The following is a 16,027-nucleotide window of genomic DNA, read 5'->3' on the forward strand; positions in this document are numbered from 1 at the left end:
AACCGGTGAAACCTTGTCGAGGGCGCCATGAAACCGGCGTCCCCGACACTGGAGCCATGAGCATCACAGAACTCGGGCACACCGGGGTCGGCCCGCCCCCCAGAGCGGCCACCGAGGCGGCCGTACGCGCCGAAGGGCTGGTGAAGACGTTCGGCGCACACCGGGCCGTGGACGGGATCGACCTGGACGTACGCACCGGCGAGATCTTCGGCGTCCTCGGCCCCAACGGCGCGGGCAAGACCACCACCCTCCGCATGCTGGCCACCCTCCTGAAGATCGACGCCGGCCGCGCCGAGATCTTCGGGGTGGACGTGGCCGCCAACCCGCACGTGACCCGCCAGCTCGTCGGCGTCACGGGCCAGTACGCCTCGGTCGACGAGAACCTGACCGCCCGCGAGAACCTCTGGCTGTTCAGCCGCCTCCAGGGCATCGCCAAGCCGCGCGCCCGGCGCATCGCCACCGAGCTGCTGGGCCAGTTCGGCCTGGAGGACGCGGCCGACAAGCCGATCTCGCAGTTCTCCGGCGGCATGCGCAGGCGCCTGGACCTGGCGGTCAGCCTGATCACCAGACCGCCGCTGATCTTCCTGGACGAGCCCACCACCGGCCTCGACCCCCGCACCCGCGGCCAGATGTGGGACGCCATCCGCGACCTGGTCTCCGACGGCTGCACCGTGCTGCTGACCACCCAGTACCTGGACGAGGCCGACCAGCTCGCCGACCGCATCGCCGTCATCGACCACGGCCGCAAGGTCGCCGAGGGCACGCCCGACCAGCTGAAGAGCGCGGTCGGCAACTCGACCCTGCAGCTGCTGCTCGCCGAGCCGGACGAGGTGCCCGCCGCCGTGGAGGTCGTGCGGCGCGTGCTCGGCTCCGACCCGGTGCTCAGCCCGGAGCAGGGCCGCCTCAACGTCGCGCTCGACCAGGCCGACCTGGCCGCCGAGGTGCTGATCGCCCTGCGCACCGCCGGGGTGTCGATCTCGTCGGTGAGCGTGGCCAAGCCCAGCCTGGACGAGGTGTTCCTCGTCCTGACCGGCCACGGGACGGACGACGACGCCGCGACCGGCACGGAGGAGAACCGATGAGCACCATGATCGCCCCCACCCGCGAGACGGTAAGGGCCGCCGACCGCGTGGAGGCCGCGCGGCGGCGCGTGACCCTGGCGGAGACCGTCAGCCAGACCCTGTCGATGGCCTGGCGGGCGCTGAAGAAGATGCGTCGCAATCCGGAGCAGTTCTTCGACGTGGCGCTGCAACCCCTGCTGTTCACCGCGATGTTCGCCTTCATCTTCGGCGGCGCCATCGCCGGCGACGTGCAGAGCTACCTCCCGCTGATGATCCCCGGCATCCTCGCCCAGACGGTGCTGACGACGTGCATGGCGACGGGCACGCAGCTGCGCGAGGACATGGAGAAGGGCGTCTTCGACCGGTTCAAGTCGTTGCCGATCGCCCGGATCGCGCCGCTCGCCGGCCCGATGGTGGCCGACCTGCTGCGTTACACGATCGCGGCCACGCTGACCTTCGGCATGGGCATGGTGATGGGCTACCGGCCGGGCGGCGGGGTGGGCGGCGTGCTGGCCGCGATCCTGCTGGCGATCTTCACGGGCTGGTCGCTGGCGTGGATCTTCACCTGGGTCGGCACGATCGCCCGCAGCGCCCAGGCCGTGCAGGGCATCTCGATGATGATCCTGTTCCCGCTGACGTTCCTGTCCAACGCGTTCGTCCCCGTGGAGACCCTGCCGGGGTGGCTGGCCGCGTTCGTCCGGGTCAATCCGGTCTCACACCTGGTCACGGCCACCCGGGACCTCGCCAACAACGCCCTCGTCAGCGGCGAGGTGGCCTGGACCCTGCTGGCGTGCGCGGTCGTCATGGCGATCTTCGCGCCCCTGTCGGTGCGCAGCTACAAGCGGCACATGTGAGCGCCGCCGGTCATGGCCGAAGACCTGATCGACGTGCCGCCGGGCCTCGTCGAGCAGGTCAGGGCCGCGCCGGTGGCCGTACTCGGCCCGGACGGCCGCGAGCGTGCCCGGCGCGGCCCGTTCCGCGTGCGGCTCGATCAGCGCGAAGTGCATGCTCGGCATCGTGCTGTTGTACGAGAACCGTTCGGCCAGCACCAGCAGCCTGATCGCGTCGCGCGCCGCCACGGCCTGCCGCAGCAGCCCCCACGTCCCGAGCGCGAACAACATCGAGCCGCACACCGGGAAGTCGAGGACCGGGTTCGTCACGATCAGCAGGTCGTAGCCCCGCGCGGCGGCGAACAGCTCCGCGCCGTACCGGACCTCCCGCGGCCCGGCGTGGTGGGCGTACGCCGTCAGCGCGATCGACTCCGCGACGACCGACCACGACGTGGCCCCCTCGTACGGCACCCCCGGCGGACGCAGGTCGCGCGCCCGCTCGACCGCCCTGCGGTAGTGCACCAGCGCCGCGGACGTCTCCCCGCGGGCGAGGGCGATCTCGGCCGCGCACAGCGAGTCGATCGCCGCGCCGCCGAGCACGGTGTCGCCCTCGCTGATCCCGTTGATGCCGGCCAGCTCGGCCTCGGCGGCGTCGAGATCGCCGTCGGCCAGCGCCGAGATCAGCAGGACGGAGCGGAGCTGGGCCTCGTCGTTGACGGCGCCGAGCCGGCGCAGGACCGGCAGCGCGGTCCGCGCGTGGCCGACCGCCCGCCCGCGGTCGCCGAGCTGCATGTACAGCTGGGCCAGCACGGCGTGCGCGACCGCGCCGATCCACGGGCCCTCACTTTCGCGGAGCAGCGACAGGGTCTGCTCGGCGGCGCCGATCGCCTGGTGCACCTCCCCGACGTTCTCCAGGACGTGGATGCTCGCCTGCGCCGCGGCCAGCGCCACGTCGCGGTCGGGGCTCCGGCGCAGCTCCAGGAGCTGGCGGTGGGCGTCGTCCCGGTCCCACGCGAGCGCCACCATGGTCATGGCCCCCAGGCGGGGATCGGTCTCGCCGGTCTCCGGCAGCTCCTCAAGGAGCAGGCGCAGGGGATCGTGGGCGCGGTCGGTGACGGCGATGGTGTTCATCAGCGTGATCAGCAGGGCGGTCCTGGTCACCTCGACGAGCGGCGGTGGCGGCGTCCAGCCCTTGAGCGCCTGGCCGATCGCCTCCCGGTGGACGAAGATCCGGGTGTGGTCGCCGCGGATCGACCACAGCGAGCCCACGCCGGCCAGCAACTGGACCGTCGCGGCCGGGTCGGGCTCGCCGAGTGCCTGCCGGAGCAGGTCGGCGAGGTTGCCCTCCTCCGCGTGCAGCGCGTCGACCGACTCGTACTGCCCCGGGCCGAACATGGCGTAGGCGTGGGCGAGGGCGTACGCCGTGGCCCACTTCCGCTGCGCCGCGCGTGCCGCCGCCTCCTCGCCGGCCTCCTTCAGCCGCAGCCGCCCGAACTCCCTGACGGTCTCCAGCATCCGGTAGCGCAGTCCGTACGCCGTCTCGCGGACGCCGAGGATCGACTGCTCGGTGAGCGCGTCCACGACGGCCAGGGCGTCCGGGCCGAGCACGTGCTCGGCGGCGGTCAGCGTGAACCCGTCGCCGAACAGCGACAACCAGCGCCAGGCCCGCCGTTCGGGCTCGTCCAGCAGGTTCCACGACCAGTCGATCACCGCGAGCAGCGTCTGGTGGCGGTCGGGGGCCGTCCGGTTGCCGCCGCGCAGCAGGGCGAACCGGTCCGCCAGCCGCCGCGCGATCTCCTCGACCGACATCACCCGTACCTTGGCCGCGGCCAGCTCGATCGCGAGCGGCAGCCCGTCGAGGCGGGCGACGACCTCGGCGACCGCTTCCTCGCCGATCCGCACCCCGGGGCGGGCGGCCGTGGCGCGCTGCCGGAACAGCTCCGCCGCGTCCTCGGCGAGCAGCTCGCCGAGCAGGTAGACGCGTTCGGCGGGGATCGACAGCGGGGCGCGCGAGGTGGTCAGCACCCGCAGGTCGCGGGTCGTCACGGTCAGGAACGCCACCAGGTCGGCGACGGCCTCGATCACGTGCTCGCAGTTGTCCAGGACGAGCAGCGCCGGAGCCTGGTCGAGATGCTGGGCGATGCGGGCGCGCACGTCGGCGCGCTGCCCGGCGGTCAGGATCCGGCGCCCGCTGACCGAGTCGCGGACCCCGAGCGCCGACCCCACCTCGCCCACCACGCCCTCCGGCGAGGAGACGCCGACCAGCTCGATGAAGTGCACGACGGGCTGCGCGGCGTTCCGGCCCGCCACATGGGCCAGCCGCGTCTTGCCCAGGCCGCCGGGGCCGACGACGGAGACCACCCGGTTGGTCTGCAACAGGGCGTGGACGGCGCGGATGTCGTCCTCGCGGCCGAGCAGCGAGGAGCCGTCGAACTGGAGGCCGACGCGCACCGGCCGGTCCGCGGCGAGGAGTTCGGCGTACACGCGGGCCAGCTCGGGGCCGGGTTCGGTGCCGAGCCGGGCGATCAGGCCCGAGCGGTGGCGTTCGTAGCGCTCCAGCGCGGCGGCGGCGCCGCGGACGGCGGCCTCGCTGCGCAGCAGGCAGGCCAGTAGCTCCTCGTCCTGCGGCCGGTCGGCCGCGGCCTCCTCCAGCAGCGGCAGCGCGGCCTCGTGCGCGCCGCCGCGGGCGGCCGCGATCGCCGCCACCCGCCGGGCCTCGGCCGCCTGCCGCGCCGCGACGGCGCGCAGGTCGGCCAGCGCGCCCGTGGCGCCGTCGGGGCCGCCGGCCACGACCAGGTCCAGGGCCTCCTCGGCACGGCGGCGCGCGAGCGCCGCGTCGTCCTGGCCCAGCGCGGCCCGCGCCTGCTCCACCAGCGTCCCCAGCAGCAGGACGTCGACCTGGTCCGCGGACAGCCCGAGCCGGTAACCGCGCGGGACGCGCACGACGACGTCGGGGCCGGTCGCGGCCCTGGTCCGGGAGACGACCACCTGCAGCGCCTTGGTCGGGTTGGCCGGCGCGCCGTCGGGCCACAGCTCCTCGACCAGTCGCTCGTCGCCGACGCCCGCGCGCCCGTGCAGGGCGAGCACGGCCAGCAGGGTGTGCGCGCGGTCGCCCACGACGCGCGCGCCGTGCCAGCGGACGCCGTCGAGGAGGACCAGTGCGGGAGACACATCCTCAGCTTACGGACGATTCACCGGCCCGCGCCGCCTCCCGCGCCCGCCCCGCCGCGACGACCCGGCCGGGCAGGCCCTGCTTACGATGAGGCGTGGATCGGCTGCGGAGCGTCCCCATGGCGGACGGCGAGGTGGAGGTGCTGATCGTCGGCGGCGGGCCGGTCGGGCTCACCGCACGGGCGCTGCTGGACCGCTGGGGCGTGCGGACCCTGCTGGTCGAACGGCACCGCGAGCCGTCGCCCTTCCCGCGGGCCAGGCTGGTCAACGTGCGGTCGATGGAGATCTACCGCGGGCTCGGGCTCGCCGCCGGGATCACCGCCCACGCGTTCGCCCCCGAGTACGGCCGCATCCGCTTCCGCGACACGCTGTGCGGCCGCGACTTCGCCACGGCGGCGATGACCGGCATCGACGCGCCGGTGCCCGAGAGCCCCGTGACCGGCGTGGTCACCTCGCAGGACCGCCTGGAACCCGTCCTGCTCGCCGGGGCGGGGTCGCCGGCCTGCTTCGGCGTCGAGCTCGCGGAGCTTGCCGAGGAGGCGGACGGCGTCGTGGCCGTCCTGCTCGGCGGACCCCGGCGCGGCGAGCGCACCCGGCTCCGCGTCCGTCACGTCCTCGCCGCCGACGGCGCGAACTCCACCGTGCGGCGCCTGCTGGGCATCGGCGTCACCGGGCCCGGGAGCATGGGGGGCTTCACCACCGTCGTGTTCGACGCCGACCTGCGCCGCTGGTGCGCCGACCGGCCCGCCGGGGTCTACTTCACCGCGCACGGCCTGTTCGCGCCGCTGTATCCGGAAGGAGGCTGGGCCTGGTTCGTCCCCACCCCGGACGACGGCCCGCACGCCGACTGGCCCGCCCTCCTCGCGCGCGCCCTCGGCGGCGTGCCCGCCGACGTCGTACGGATCCAGCACTGGGAGACCGACGCGTTCGTCGCCGAGCGTTTCCGCCATGGCCGGATCCTGCTGGCCGGCGACGCCGCGCACGCGATGCCCATCGTCGGCGGGCTGGGCATGAACACCGGCATCGCCGACGTGCACAACCTGTGCTGGAAACTGGCGGGCGTCCTGCGGGGGTGGGCCGCTCCCGGCCTGCTGGAGACGTACGAGGAGGAGCGGCGGCCGGTCGCCTGCCGGACACTGCGCCAGGCGGTGGCCAACACCGAGCTCATGCTCGACGTGCAGAACCGGCGCCGCGCCCAGCTCCAGCCCGGCCGGGCGGCGCCGGACCACGTCGAGCTGCCCTGGTCGGAGCGGTACTTCGCGCAGCTCGGCCTGGTGCTCGGCGGCACGTACCGCTCCGGCGCCGTGCTCGCGGGTGAGGGGCCCGCGCCGGAGCCGCCGGGCGCCGACTACGCGCCCAGCGCGGAACCAGGTCGCCGGATGCCGCACCTCTGGCTCGCCCGCGACCGCTCGACCCTGGACACGTTCGGCGAATGGTTCACCGTGCTCACCCCGGACCCCGTCGCCTGGGCCGGGCCGACGACGCCGTGGCCGGTGCGGGTCGAGTCCCTGCCCGTGGAACATGCGGCGTTCTGCGGGATCACCGCGCAGGGAGCGCTGCTCGTCCGTCCCGACGGGCACGTCGCCGCCCGCTGGTCCGGCCCTCCGGCCGCCTCCACCCTCCTCGACGCCCTCGCCGCGTTGACCGGGCAGGACGCCCGAGCCGTCCGTCGCGCAGCGCCTCCGTGACGACCGGCCCGCGCCGTCATCCGGCCTGTGCCGCATGCCGTCCCTTGCGCCGCTCGCCCAGCCGGACGCCCACGAAGACCAGCACGGCCAGCATCACCACGGCGATGACCGCGTTGGTGCCCATGCCGACGTAGGACTCCACCAGCGACCAGTTCTCGCCGAGCGCCCAGCCGGCCAGCACGAACACGGTGTTCCAGAGCAGGCTCCCGGCCGTGGTCAGGAGCGTGAAGACGCCCAGCGGCATACGTTCCACCCCGGCGGGAACGGAGATCAGGCTGCGGAAGATCGGGATCATCCGCCCGAAGAACACCGTCTTGCGCCCGTGCTTGTGGAACCACGCCTCCGTCCGCGCGATGTCGGAGACCTTCAGCAGCGGAAGCCGGGCGGCCAGGGCCAGCGTGCGCTCACGGCCGAGCACCGCGCCCACCCAGTACAGCGCCAGCGCCCCGATCACCGAGCCGGCCGTGGTCCACAGCAGCACGGCGGCAAGGTTCATCGCCCCCTGGGAGGCGGTGAAGCCGGCCAGCGGCAGGATCACCTCGCTGGGCAGGGGCGGGAACAGGTTCTCCAGCGCGATCGCGATCCCCGCTCCCGGCGCGCCCAGCAGCTCCATCAGGTCGATCAGCCATTCCGTCATGCGTCAGAGACTAGGAACGACCAAGGGGTGGCCACCATGAGGCAGGTGGCCGTTCAGGGGTGCGGGAAACCACACCCCACCCGCCGCCCTCGTCGGGACTAGCTGCCGGTGCACCACTGTCCGGTCTTGAACCTCTCCTCGATGTCGACGTCGGGCGCCGAGTCGGCCACCGAGATGTCGAGTTGCGCCGTGGCGGCCACCAGGGTTCCGGCCGGCGGCTTGGCAGCCTTGGCCGCCTTGGCCGTCTTGGTGTCGACCACCACCTGACGGTCGCCGAGCAGCGCGTAGGTGTCCCTGTCGAAGATCAGCTCCCAGCGCAGCCCGTCCGGGCTCGTGAAGCCCACGCCGACGCCCTCGCGGCCCGCCGCGTCCTGCACCTCCTCGTCGATGGTGATGCCGGGGAACGTGCTCAGGGCCTGGTACAACGCGCTGCGCTGCGCGGCCGGCAGGTACGTCTGCCACAGCAGCTCACGTGCGGCGAGGAAGGCGAGGAACGGCGTCAGCTTCTCCGCCTTGGGCTTCCACATGGCGTCGAGGTGGGTGCGCATGCCGGCCGGGTCGGTCGGCAGGTTCTTGATCGTCGGGTAGTCGCTCTTGAAGTCCTTGCAGTAGACGATGGGCTGGATCTTGGTTCCCATGTCCTTGTAGGCGGACTTCGGGATCGGTTCGCCGGCATAGGCCAGGGGCTCGATGGGCGTCTGCTTGCGCACGCCGTCGGCGTACTGCCCTGGCCGCCGCTCGCCCGCTCGCTGCCAGATGGTGTTCTTGTAGCGCCGGTAGTAGTGGTCCTTGGACTTCTCGTAGGGCATCAGGGAGTAGTCCATCGTCTGCAGGGTCTTCACCACGATGTACTGGTCGTCGCGCGGCTCGATCTCGTCGACCGCGGCCCTCGCCGCGCGGTTGAGCACTTCGGCGGCCGACAGCAGCTTCATCTCGTGAGGCGGGTTCGAGGGGGACGGGACCTGCACCGCGACCACGCCGACGGCCACCGCCAGCCCTCCGGCGAGGGCGAAGGTGTACGGCCTGCGCCAGGCCCACCGGGACCGCCCCGCCCTGAGCAGCCGATCCCTGGCCATGGCCTTGGTGCCGGGGTCGTAGGGCGCCACTTCCGGCCGGACCTCGTTGATCAGGTCGAACTCGTTCATCGGGGGTCCTCCAGGACGTTGCGAATCTTGGCCCGGATCCGGGACAGACGGGAACGGACGGTGCCCACCGGGATGTCGAACGCCTGAGCCGCCTGCTCGTAGGACAGTTCGGCCCAGGTGACCAGGAAGAGCAGCTCGCGTTCCGCCGAAGAGAGCCTGGCCAGCGCGTCGGCCAGGCGGGGACCGAGCCGCTGGGCGTCGATCCGGTCGATGCTGCGCTGCTCGAAGGGGTTGTCGTCGTGACCCGGCATCCTGGCCAGGGCCCGCAGCCTGCGCACCTCGGTACGGCGGTGTTTGGCGATCAGGTTGGCGGCGATGCCGTACAACCAGGGGGCGGCGTCCGGTCTGGACAGGTCGTAGCGGGACCGTTTTCGGAACGCCGCGAGGAACGTCTCGGCCGTCACGTCGTCGGCCGCGGCGGAGTTCTCCTGGCCGAGGCGTCTGGTGGCATATCGGTGGATCTCATCCGCGTACCGGTCGAAGAGGCCCGCGAACCGATCGGGGTCGGCCAGCGACTCCTCGATGAGGGCGGCGTCCGTGATGGCCGCCACCGGGGTGAGTCCTCTCATGGGGGGAAGTCCTTCCACAGGGCGCGTTCGCACCCTTCACCACAGACTCACCCGCACCGGCCTTTCGGTTCCATCGCTCCTCGTGGGAGTTCGGCGCGTGGGAGTTCAACGGAATCCGACCCGCTTCAGCCTGCTTGAGCGGAATCCAACCTGCTTCAGCTTGCTTGAGCGGAATTCGACCTGCTTGAGCGGAATTCGACTCGCTTGAGCGGGATCCGGCCCGTCGAACTCGCCACGCGTACGTGCCTGTGCGTCGCCGCCGTCAGGCGAACCGTGGCGTCGGGATGACTCTCTTCCTCAGCGCCGCGACGCCGACGGCCGCCACCCAGATGGCGGCGATGCCGTTGAACATCGCGACCGCGCCCCAGCCGTTCGAGGCGTAGAACTCCGACGAGTTGAAGCCGAAGAACATCGACGGCACCCCGGCCAGATGCAGTGCGGCGATGCCGAACGCCGACCAGCCGACCCACCGGGAAAGGGCGCCGGTGCGCAGCACCGCGTACCCGAAGGCGACACCGAAGACGACCAGCATCAGGTGGCTCATCGAGCCGTAGAGCAGGTAGGTGGGCACGGTGCGGGTCGGGTCGATCTCCTCGACGGCCTTGATGGCGTTGCTGCCCTCGATCCCCTTGGCGACCATGTCGATGATCGTCCACGCCACGCCGGCGGTGCCGGCGACCGCCCCGAACCATTCGTAGCGGGCGTCGGCCCGCGTGATGAGGGACCTGACGCCGCTCATGAACACCAGGAACAGCGTCAGCGCGCAGAAGTTGAAGAGCGTGCGGGTGAGGATCAGCCAGTCCGGCATGAGGGCGCCGGTCTCGACACCGCAGGCCGGAGGGTCACACGCGGGCACGACGAAGTAGAGGGGGAGCTCGGCCATCGCGAAGACGGCGCCGAGGATCGCGGCCACGCCGATCCAGCGGCGAGCCGTGGGCGGAAGCTGAATCTGTGTAAGTAATGAAGTGTTCATGGCATGCACAGTAGCAACAACTGTGTAAGCCGTCTACTATTTCCCTTAGATCTTCGAGAGGATGCCGGCCATGACCCCACGCAAGAGCTCCGGACGCGACCTCACGCGAGACCGCGAGCCCGCGCCGGATCTCGGGCCCGCCGACGACGCAGACCTCGATGCGCTGCCGCCTGGCTTGGCCGCGGCCTGGGGCGTCGTCGACACCGGCGGGCGGCGCGGCCCCAAGCCGGCGCACAGCGTCGAGAAGATCATCGCGGTCGCGACCGAACTGGCCGACGAGGAGGGCATCGCCGCCGCCTCCCTGCCCAAGGTGGCCGCCCGGATCGGCGTGACCGCCAACGCGCTGTATCGCTACGTCAGCTCCAAGGAAGAGCTCATCGTGCTCCTGGCCGATCGCGCCTGGGGCGACCCGCCCGAATTGCCCGACGGCGACTGGCGAGAGGCGGCCGCGCTGTGGTCACGCCGGCTGTTCGAGCGTTTCCTCTCCCGTCCGTGGCTGCTGGACGTGCCGACCACCGTCTCCCTGACCCCGCACAACGCGGCCTGGCTGGACGCCCTGATCACCGCGCTCGGATCGACCGGCATGGAGGCGCAGCTGATGCTGAACTGCGCGTACCTCCTCGACAGCCACGCCCGGTACGGCGCCAACCTGCGGCGCAACACTCCGACGCCGGCCGCGTTGCGCCGCGCGAACCCCGACCAGCAGCGGGCGGTACGCGCGGTCCGCGTGTTCCTCGACGGCCAGCTCCGCTCCCGCAATCTGAACGCCGTCGCGGACGCGATCCAGGACCCGATGTTCCTCGCCGACGAACCTCCGCTCGACGGCTTCGAATTCGGCCTCGCCAGAATCCTCGACGGCATCGAGGCATACGTCCAGCAGTAGGAACGCCGCAGCAGCCAGCCCCCGGATGTTCCCGTCGGCAGGCGTGCATGAATTATCAGGCGTGCGTTCCTACGCCTGGTCCAACGCCTCCCGCGGCGCCATCACGTACGAACAGCGTCAGGTCTCGGCGACGGCAATGTCGTCCCACCGCGATCGATCCTCGGCCACGTTCTCGCCATAGGCCGCAAACCATGGCCACTCGACTGGCACAGACTCCGCACGTGCCGTTCGATCACTCACGCCGCCGCCAGGTCCTCGAACCCCGCCTTCAACCAAGTAGGCCCCACGACGACGTGCAGCTCACTGCCCCGTCCCAGCACGACCGCCGTCCTGGGAACCGGCCGTCCGTCGGGCATCACCAGCCGGGTGGGACGATCCACCGACAAGCCTTCTCCCTGGATGCTCCCGGTGACCACCCGGTGCCGCTGTCCTTCATATCCGCCGACAAGCGCCACCCGGATCAACGGCAAGCGCGTCGAGGGCACCACCAAGAGCGGTCGTAAGCGCGTCGTCAGCCTCGACGCGCGGACGGTCCAGGTCTTGCGCGCACAACGCTCCCAGCAAGCCGCGGACAAGCTCCAGCTCGGCCCCGAGTGGCGAGGCGTTGGCGACTACGTGTTCACCACGGGATGGGGTGAGCCCGTTCACCCCGACACGCTCAGCTCGCTTTTCCCGATCTTGATTAAGCGGCACAACCAAACGAACACCGGCACGCCGTTGCCCCATGCACGGCTTCACGACCTACGCCATATCCACGCCACGATCCTGCTCCTGGCCGGCGCCCCCGTCCATGTGGTCGCGGCCCGCCTCGGCCACGCCGACCCGTCGATCACGCTCAGGGTCTACGCCCACGTGATCCGCACGGCCGAAGCATCAGCCGCCGACATATTCGCCGAGGCGATCGGTGAGTGAGAAGGACCCGTGTTAGCAGAGGTGCTAGCAAGCTCCGGAGATTGTCCTGACAAACAGAAAGGCCCGCTCCCAGGAACCCCTGGTTGCGGGCCTTTCGCATGTGTGCGGCCGGAGGTACTCGAAACCCCAACCTTCTGATCCGTAGTCAGATGCTCTATCCATTGAGCTACGGCCGCTCGCTGCGTAAGCAAGCATAGCGGGTTCTGTGCAGTGCATCGAACCGAATACCGCGATCACTGGCGAGCCGGCTCCTCCTTCTTGGGCCAGAGGGTGTGGCTCACCGGCCAGATCAGGGCGATCAGGGGGACCTTGAGGAGGTTGAGCATGAAGTCCACCAGGGCTTTTGTGCGGGAGGGGTCGTTCACGAGCCAGATGAGGCCGAAGAGGATGAGGCACGAGATTCCGTACGCCAGGAGCAGTTTCAGCCAGAACGCCCACTCGTAGCGTGTCCGGGCGGGTCCGCCTGCTGGAGGCTTCCAGGGCGGGGGGCCGCCGGCGAAGCGGTGGTGGAAGCGGGCGTCGGCCCAGCGCATCGTCCGGTGGCCGAAGACGATGGAGTAGGCCAGGTAGGCCGCGGCCAGGCCGTGGCGCAGGTCCGCCGTGGCGCCGCCGCGCATGTCGATGACCGCCGCGGCCAGGAGGACCACGTCGAGGAGCGGGACGCAGAGCAGGAGGGCCGTGCTCAGCCGTCGGCGCTTCCAGAGGTAGCGGCAGGCCAGGCCGAGGCCCAGGAGGAGCCAGAAGCCGATTTCGCAGCCGATGAGGATGGCGACAATCACATGTACCAGCTTGTTGTGATTCGCGGCCCGGCACATCGTCGGCGAAAACGAGCCTGTGGATACATCGAAAGGTGTATCCACAGGCTGACCCTCGGAGGACGGCGGCGGCGTTCGGGAGTGGTGAGATGAGGACATGACACGAGCGGCGGTGAGGGGCTGTGGCGCCGGGGCGCGGGCGGTGGCGGGTCGGGCGACACTGTCCGGGGCGTCGCTGGGGGCCGCCTTCGGTTGTTCAGGGTGTGGGCGGGGCCGGAGTAGGCCGGGTGGTCCGGGTGCGTAGGGTCGCTGACCGGCCGCCGGCCTCGAGGCGGTCGGTTTCACAGTGGTGGCGGTCGGTGCCGCTGCCGTGGGGTGCCGGGGTGCGGCCGGGTTCACGGTGGTTGAGGCGGTTCGAGGCGCGAGGGGCCTCCGGGGGCGGCGGTCAGGAGAAGGGCAGGGTGCCGCCTGGGGTGGCGGCCGGGGTGGCCTTCGTTCTGGGGGCGCTGCTGATTCTGGCCGGTGGATACCTGCGCCGCGGCGTGCCGGTGTGGGTGTTGCTGGTGCCGTTGGCGATCACCTGTTCGGCCGTGTTGCTGCGGCAGCGGGCGCCGTTGTGGTCGCTGGCGCTGGGGGTGGTGGCCATCACGATCGACGGGCTGGTGGGGCCGTCGCTGGCGACCGTGCTGGTGTTCACTGACAATCTTTACGCCGCGGCGCTCTATGGGCCGGCGCGGCTCGCTCGGTGGTTGCTCGGGATCACGACGGTGCTGGCCGTGGTGGCCGGCGCCGTGGCGGCGTTCATCGCGGCGGACTGGCGGTTGCTGGCCGTCATGGGGATCCAGGCGGGGCTGGTGCTGGTCACGCCGGTCACCACGGCCTGGGTGCTGCGGGAGCAGCGCGACCGGGCGGCCGCGGAACGCGCGCGGGCCGAGCAGGTCGCGCATCTCGCCGAGCTCGACCGGCAGGCCGCGATCGCTGCCGAACGTACGCGGATGGCTCGTGAGTTGCATGACATGATCGCGAACCATTTCAGTGCCATCGCCATCCAGTCGACGGCTGCTCTGTCCCGCAAGGACCTGGATCGGGAGACGGTGCGGAAGGTCATGGAGTCCGTACGGGAGAACAGCGTCAAGGGCATGGCCGAGATGCGGGACATGATCGGACTGCTGCGGGAGGCCAACGGCGGGCGTGAGGGGGACGGGCCGGAGCTTGAGGCCACCCGGCCGCGGCTGGCCGACGCGGAGAGCCTGGTCGAGCGTACGCGGCGGGCTGGGATGGAGGTCGAGTTGCGGATCGACGGGGAGGTGCGTGAGGTGCCGGCTTCGGTGGATCTGGCCGGTTATCGCATCCTTCAGGAAGGGCTGACGAACGCGCTCAAGCATGGTGAGGCGCCGGTCGTCGTCTCGCTGACCTACGAACCTCGGGAGGTTCTCCTGACGGTCGAGAACCGGGTCGGGCGGCGGGGGGCTCGGCTGCCGGGTTCGGGGGCGGGGCTGATCGGCATGCGCGAACGGGCTTCGCTGGTCGGAGGGTTCTTCGAGGCGGGGCGGTCGGGGGATGGGTGGCGCATCGCGGCGGCCTTTCCGACGTCGCTCACCCCGGACACACAGCCGCTCGACGCCCGTCCCAGGAGCGGCGAGTGTGCCAGGAATGGTGATGGCGGAACGGACGTGGCATGAGTATCAGGGTGTTGGTGGCTGACGATCATGCGGCCGTACGGGCCGGGATTGTGATGATTCTGGACGGCGCCGACGACGTCGAGGTCGTGGGTGAGGCCGCCGATGGTGAGCAGGCGGTTCGGTTGGCTCATGAGCTGCGCCCTGACGTCGTCCTCATGGACATCCGCATGCCTCGTCTCGACGGCATCTCCGCCACCAGGGAGCTGGCGGGGGTGAGTGACGTCCTGATCCTCACGACGTTCGACGTCGACGAGTACGTCTTCGGCGCTCTCCGGGCGGGGGCGGCCGGTTTCCTGCTCAAGAACACCGAGGCCGATGCCCTGGTGGAAGCGGTGAGGCTGGTGGCGGGCGGCGAGGGGATGATCGCGCCGGGCGTCACCAGACGGTTGATCGCCGCCTTCGCGGACCAGCCGCCCCGCCGCGAGCCACCCGAGCCGGAGGCCCTGACCCCGCGCGAGCGTGAGGTGCTGGCCTGCATCGGTCGCGGCCTGTCCAACGCCGAGATCGCCAAGGAACTCGACATGGCCGAGGCCACCACGAAGACGCACGTCAGCCGGCTGCTTAACAAACTGGGCCTGAAGAGCCGCGTGCAGGCGGCGATTTACTACTCAGAGTCGCTTTAGCCCCGTAGGGTGAACGCCGTGACCACGCCGCCGCTCCCTCCAGCCGGGGAGCCGCCCCCCGAGGGGCCTTCGTTCGGGCAGCGTCCGCCCGGGCCGCCCGGCAGCCAGCCTCCACCTGGGGAGCCATCCCCCGAGGGGCCTCCACTCGGGCAGCGTCCGCCCGGGCCGCCGGGTGGCCAGCCTCCAGCTGGGCAGCCACCCTCCGGGCAGCATCCGTCCGGGCAGCGTCCGTCCGGGCCGTCTGGGCAGCCGCCGTTGGGACAGTCGCCGTACGGACAGTCGCCGTACGGGCAGCCGCCGTTCGAGCAGTCTCCGTCCGGGGCTTCTGGGCAGCCTTCGTCCGGGCAGCGTCCACCTGGGCCCCCTCCCGGGCAGCCGCCGTTCGGGCCGCCAACCGGACCGCCAACCGGGCAGCCGCCGTTCGGGCCGCCAACCGGGCCGCCAACTGGGCCGCCGGGCGGGCCGTCGGAGCCGCGGCGGCAGCCTGGGCTGACCGTTGCGTTGGCGCTGGCCGGGAGTTTCGCCTACCTGATGATCAACCTGGTGGTCGGGCTGCTCGCGTTGAGCACGCAGTCCTCGGCGGGGATCGGCGTCGCGGCGGGGTTCCTCTTGCTTCTGGGGCTCGGCTTGGGCATCGTGCTGGTCGTCCTGCGCAAGCCATGGTCGTTCGGCCTGGGGCTCGGGTTGATGATCGGATGGTCGTTGGCGTCGATCGTCTCGGCCGGATATTGCACGGGGCTGAACCCCGGCCTGTACGCATAGGTGAAGGCATTGATCGTTCGGCACGCAGCATCCCCTGCCGGCCAGAGGTAGCGGGATGACGACACCACCGCCACAGGGCTCGCCGGGGCCGCACCAGAACTGGCCACCACCATCGTCGCCCCCGCCGTCGTCACAGCCACCGCCAGAGGCAGGGCCGATGCCCCCGCCGCCATCACAGGCAGGGCCGTTGCCACCGCCGTCGTCACAGCCAGGACCGTTGCCGCCGCCACCGCCACCGCCACAGGCGAGGCCGACGGCCCCGCCACCGCCACAGGCGAGGCCGACGGCCCCGCCACCGCCACAGGCGAGGCCGACGGCCCCGCCACCGCCACAGGC

General features: G+C 71.5%; 14 protein-coding genes, 1 tRNA gene and 1 pseudogene. 8 read left to right on the plus strand and 8 right to left on the minus strand.

All coding sequences use genetic code 11. From position 1 onward, the window contains the following. Nucleotides 1-56 precede the first annotated feature (56 nt). On the plus strand, nucleotides 57-1,082 hold the full coding sequence (locus tag ACWEJ6_RS25275) for an ATP-binding cassette domain-containing protein (protein WP_452426577.1): 1,026 nt from the start codon (nucleotides 57-59) through the stop codon (nucleotides 1,080-1,082). Next, nucleotides 1,079-1,915 carry an ABC transporter permease gene (locus ACWEJ6_RS25280; protein WP_358290929.1) on the plus strand — a complete coding sequence of 279 codons (837 nt, stop codon included), beginning with the start codon at nucleotides 1,079-1,081 and terminating at the stop codon, nucleotides 1,913-1,915. The genes ACWEJ6_RS25275 and ACWEJ6_RS25280 overlap by 4 nt, the downstream gene beginning before the upstream one ends. A 1,680-nt stretch (nucleotides 1,916-3,595) precedes the next feature. Here ACWEJ6_RS25280 and ACWEJ6_RS25285 read toward each other — a convergent pair. Then, nucleotides 3,596-5,062: pseudogene (locus ACWEJ6_RS25285) on the minus strand (BTAD domain-containing putative transcriptional regulator); the annotation flags it as partial. 95 nt (nucleotides 5,063-5,157) lie between these two features. Here ACWEJ6_RS25285 and ACWEJ6_RS25290 point away from each other — a divergent pair. Then, nucleotides 5,158-6,750 carry an FAD-dependent monooxygenase gene (locus tag ACWEJ6_RS25290; protein ID WP_452426579.1) on the plus strand — a complete coding sequence of 531 codons (1,593 nt, stop codon included), beginning with the start codon at nucleotides 5,158-5,160 and terminating at the stop codon, nucleotides 6,748-6,750. A gap of 16 nt (nucleotides 6,751-6,766) precedes the next feature. On the opposite strand, the gene ACWEJ6_RS25295 is transcribed toward ACWEJ6_RS25290, so the two are convergent. The 4 genes from ACWEJ6_RS25295 to ACWEJ6_RS25310 all read right to left on the minus strand — a co-directional run bounded on the left by ACWEJ6_RS25295 (nucleotide 6,767) and on the right by ACWEJ6_RS25310 (nucleotide 10,074). Next, entirely contained in the window at nucleotides 6,767-7,387 is a 621-nt protein-coding gene (locus tag ACWEJ6_RS25295; RefSeq protein WP_452426581.1) for a DedA family protein, read from the minus strand. A 98-nt stretch (nucleotides 7,388-7,485) separates the two neighbouring features. Beyond that, nucleotides 7,486-8,532 (minus strand): CU044_5270 family protein, encoded by a 1,047-nt coding sequence (locus ACWEJ6_RS25300; RefSeq protein WP_452426583.1) that lies wholly within the window; start codon nucleotides 8,530-8,532, stop codon nucleotides 7,486-7,488. Next, nucleotides 8,529-9,101 (minus strand): RNA polymerase sigma factor, encoded by a 573-nt coding sequence (locus tag ACWEJ6_RS25305; protein ID WP_387672142.1) that lies wholly within the window; start codon nucleotides 9,099-9,101, stop codon nucleotides 8,529-8,531. Before ACWEJ6_RS25305 ends, ACWEJ6_RS25300 begins: the two co-directional genes overlap by 4 nt. A gap of 262 nt (nucleotides 9,102-9,363) precedes the next feature. Then, a complete protein-coding gene (locus ACWEJ6_RS25310; RefSeq protein ID WP_452426585.1) occupies nucleotides 9,364-10,074 on the minus strand; it encodes a hypothetical protein in 711 nt (236 codons plus the stop codon). Between the two features lie 70 nt (nucleotides 10,075-10,144). Here ACWEJ6_RS25310 and ACWEJ6_RS25315 point away from each other — a divergent pair, with 70 nt between their 5' ends. After that, entirely contained in the window at nucleotides 10,145-10,957 is an 813-nt protein-coding gene (locus ACWEJ6_RS25315) for a TetR/AcrR family transcriptional regulator (RefSeq protein WP_452426587.1), read from the plus strand. 236 nt (nucleotides 10,958-11,193) lie between these two features. Here the strand turns inward: ACWEJ6_RS25315 and ACWEJ6_RS25320 are convergent, their stop codons facing one another. Beyond that, nucleotides 11,194-11,343 carry a hypothetical protein gene (locus tag ACWEJ6_RS25320; protein WP_452426589.1) on the minus strand — a complete coding sequence of 50 codons (150 nt, stop codon included), beginning with the start codon at nucleotides 11,341-11,343 and terminating at the stop codon, nucleotides 11,194-11,196. A gap of 13 nt (nucleotides 11,344-11,356) precedes the next feature. Here ACWEJ6_RS25320 and ACWEJ6_RS25325 point away from each other — a divergent pair, with 13 nt between their 5' ends. After that, the gene (locus tag ACWEJ6_RS25325; protein ID WP_452426591.1) at nucleotides 11,357-11,869 is read left to right on the plus strand and encodes a tyrosine-type recombinase/integrase; all 513 of its coding nucleotides are present in this window, start codon (nucleotides 11,357-11,359) and stop codon (nucleotides 11,867-11,869) included. A gap of 103 nt (nucleotides 11,870-11,972) precedes the next feature. On the opposite strand, the gene ACWEJ6_RS25330 is transcribed toward ACWEJ6_RS25325, so the two are convergent. Next, nucleotides 11,973-12,045: transfer RNA gene (locus tag ACWEJ6_RS25330), tRNA-Arg, on the minus strand. Nucleotides 12,046-12,102: 57 nt separating this feature from the next. After that, nucleotides 12,103-12,648 (minus strand): hypothetical protein, encoded by a 546-nt coding sequence (locus ACWEJ6_RS25335; protein WP_358290847.1) that lies wholly within the window; start codon nucleotides 12,646-12,648, stop codon nucleotides 12,103-12,105. Nucleotides 12,649-13,109: 461 nt separating this feature from the next. Here ACWEJ6_RS25335 and ACWEJ6_RS25340 point away from each other — a divergent pair, with 461 nt between their 5' ends. From ACWEJ6_RS25340 to ACWEJ6_RS25350, 3 genes are all read left to right on the plus strand, one after another. Next, nucleotides 13,110-14,306, plus strand: coding sequence for a sensor histidine kinase (locus ACWEJ6_RS25340; protein ID WP_452426593.1), 1,197 nt, complete (start codon nucleotides 13,110-13,112; stop codon nucleotides 14,304-14,306). Continuing rightward, entirely contained in the window at nucleotides 14,303-14,929 is a 627-nt protein-coding gene (locus tag ACWEJ6_RS25345; RefSeq protein WP_452426595.1) for a response regulator, read from the plus strand. The genes ACWEJ6_RS25340 and ACWEJ6_RS25345 overlap by 4 nt, the downstream gene beginning before the upstream one ends. A 531-nt stretch (nucleotides 14,930-15,460) precedes the next feature. Further along, nucleotides 15,461-15,691, plus strand: a complete 231-nt coding sequence (locus ACWEJ6_RS25350; RefSeq protein ID WP_358290834.1) for a hypothetical protein — start codon at nucleotides 15,461-15,463, stop codon at nucleotides 15,689-15,691. Nucleotides 15,692-16,027 lie beyond the last annotated feature (336 nt).

The organism is Nonomuraea sp. NPDC004702, assembly GCF_053601695.1.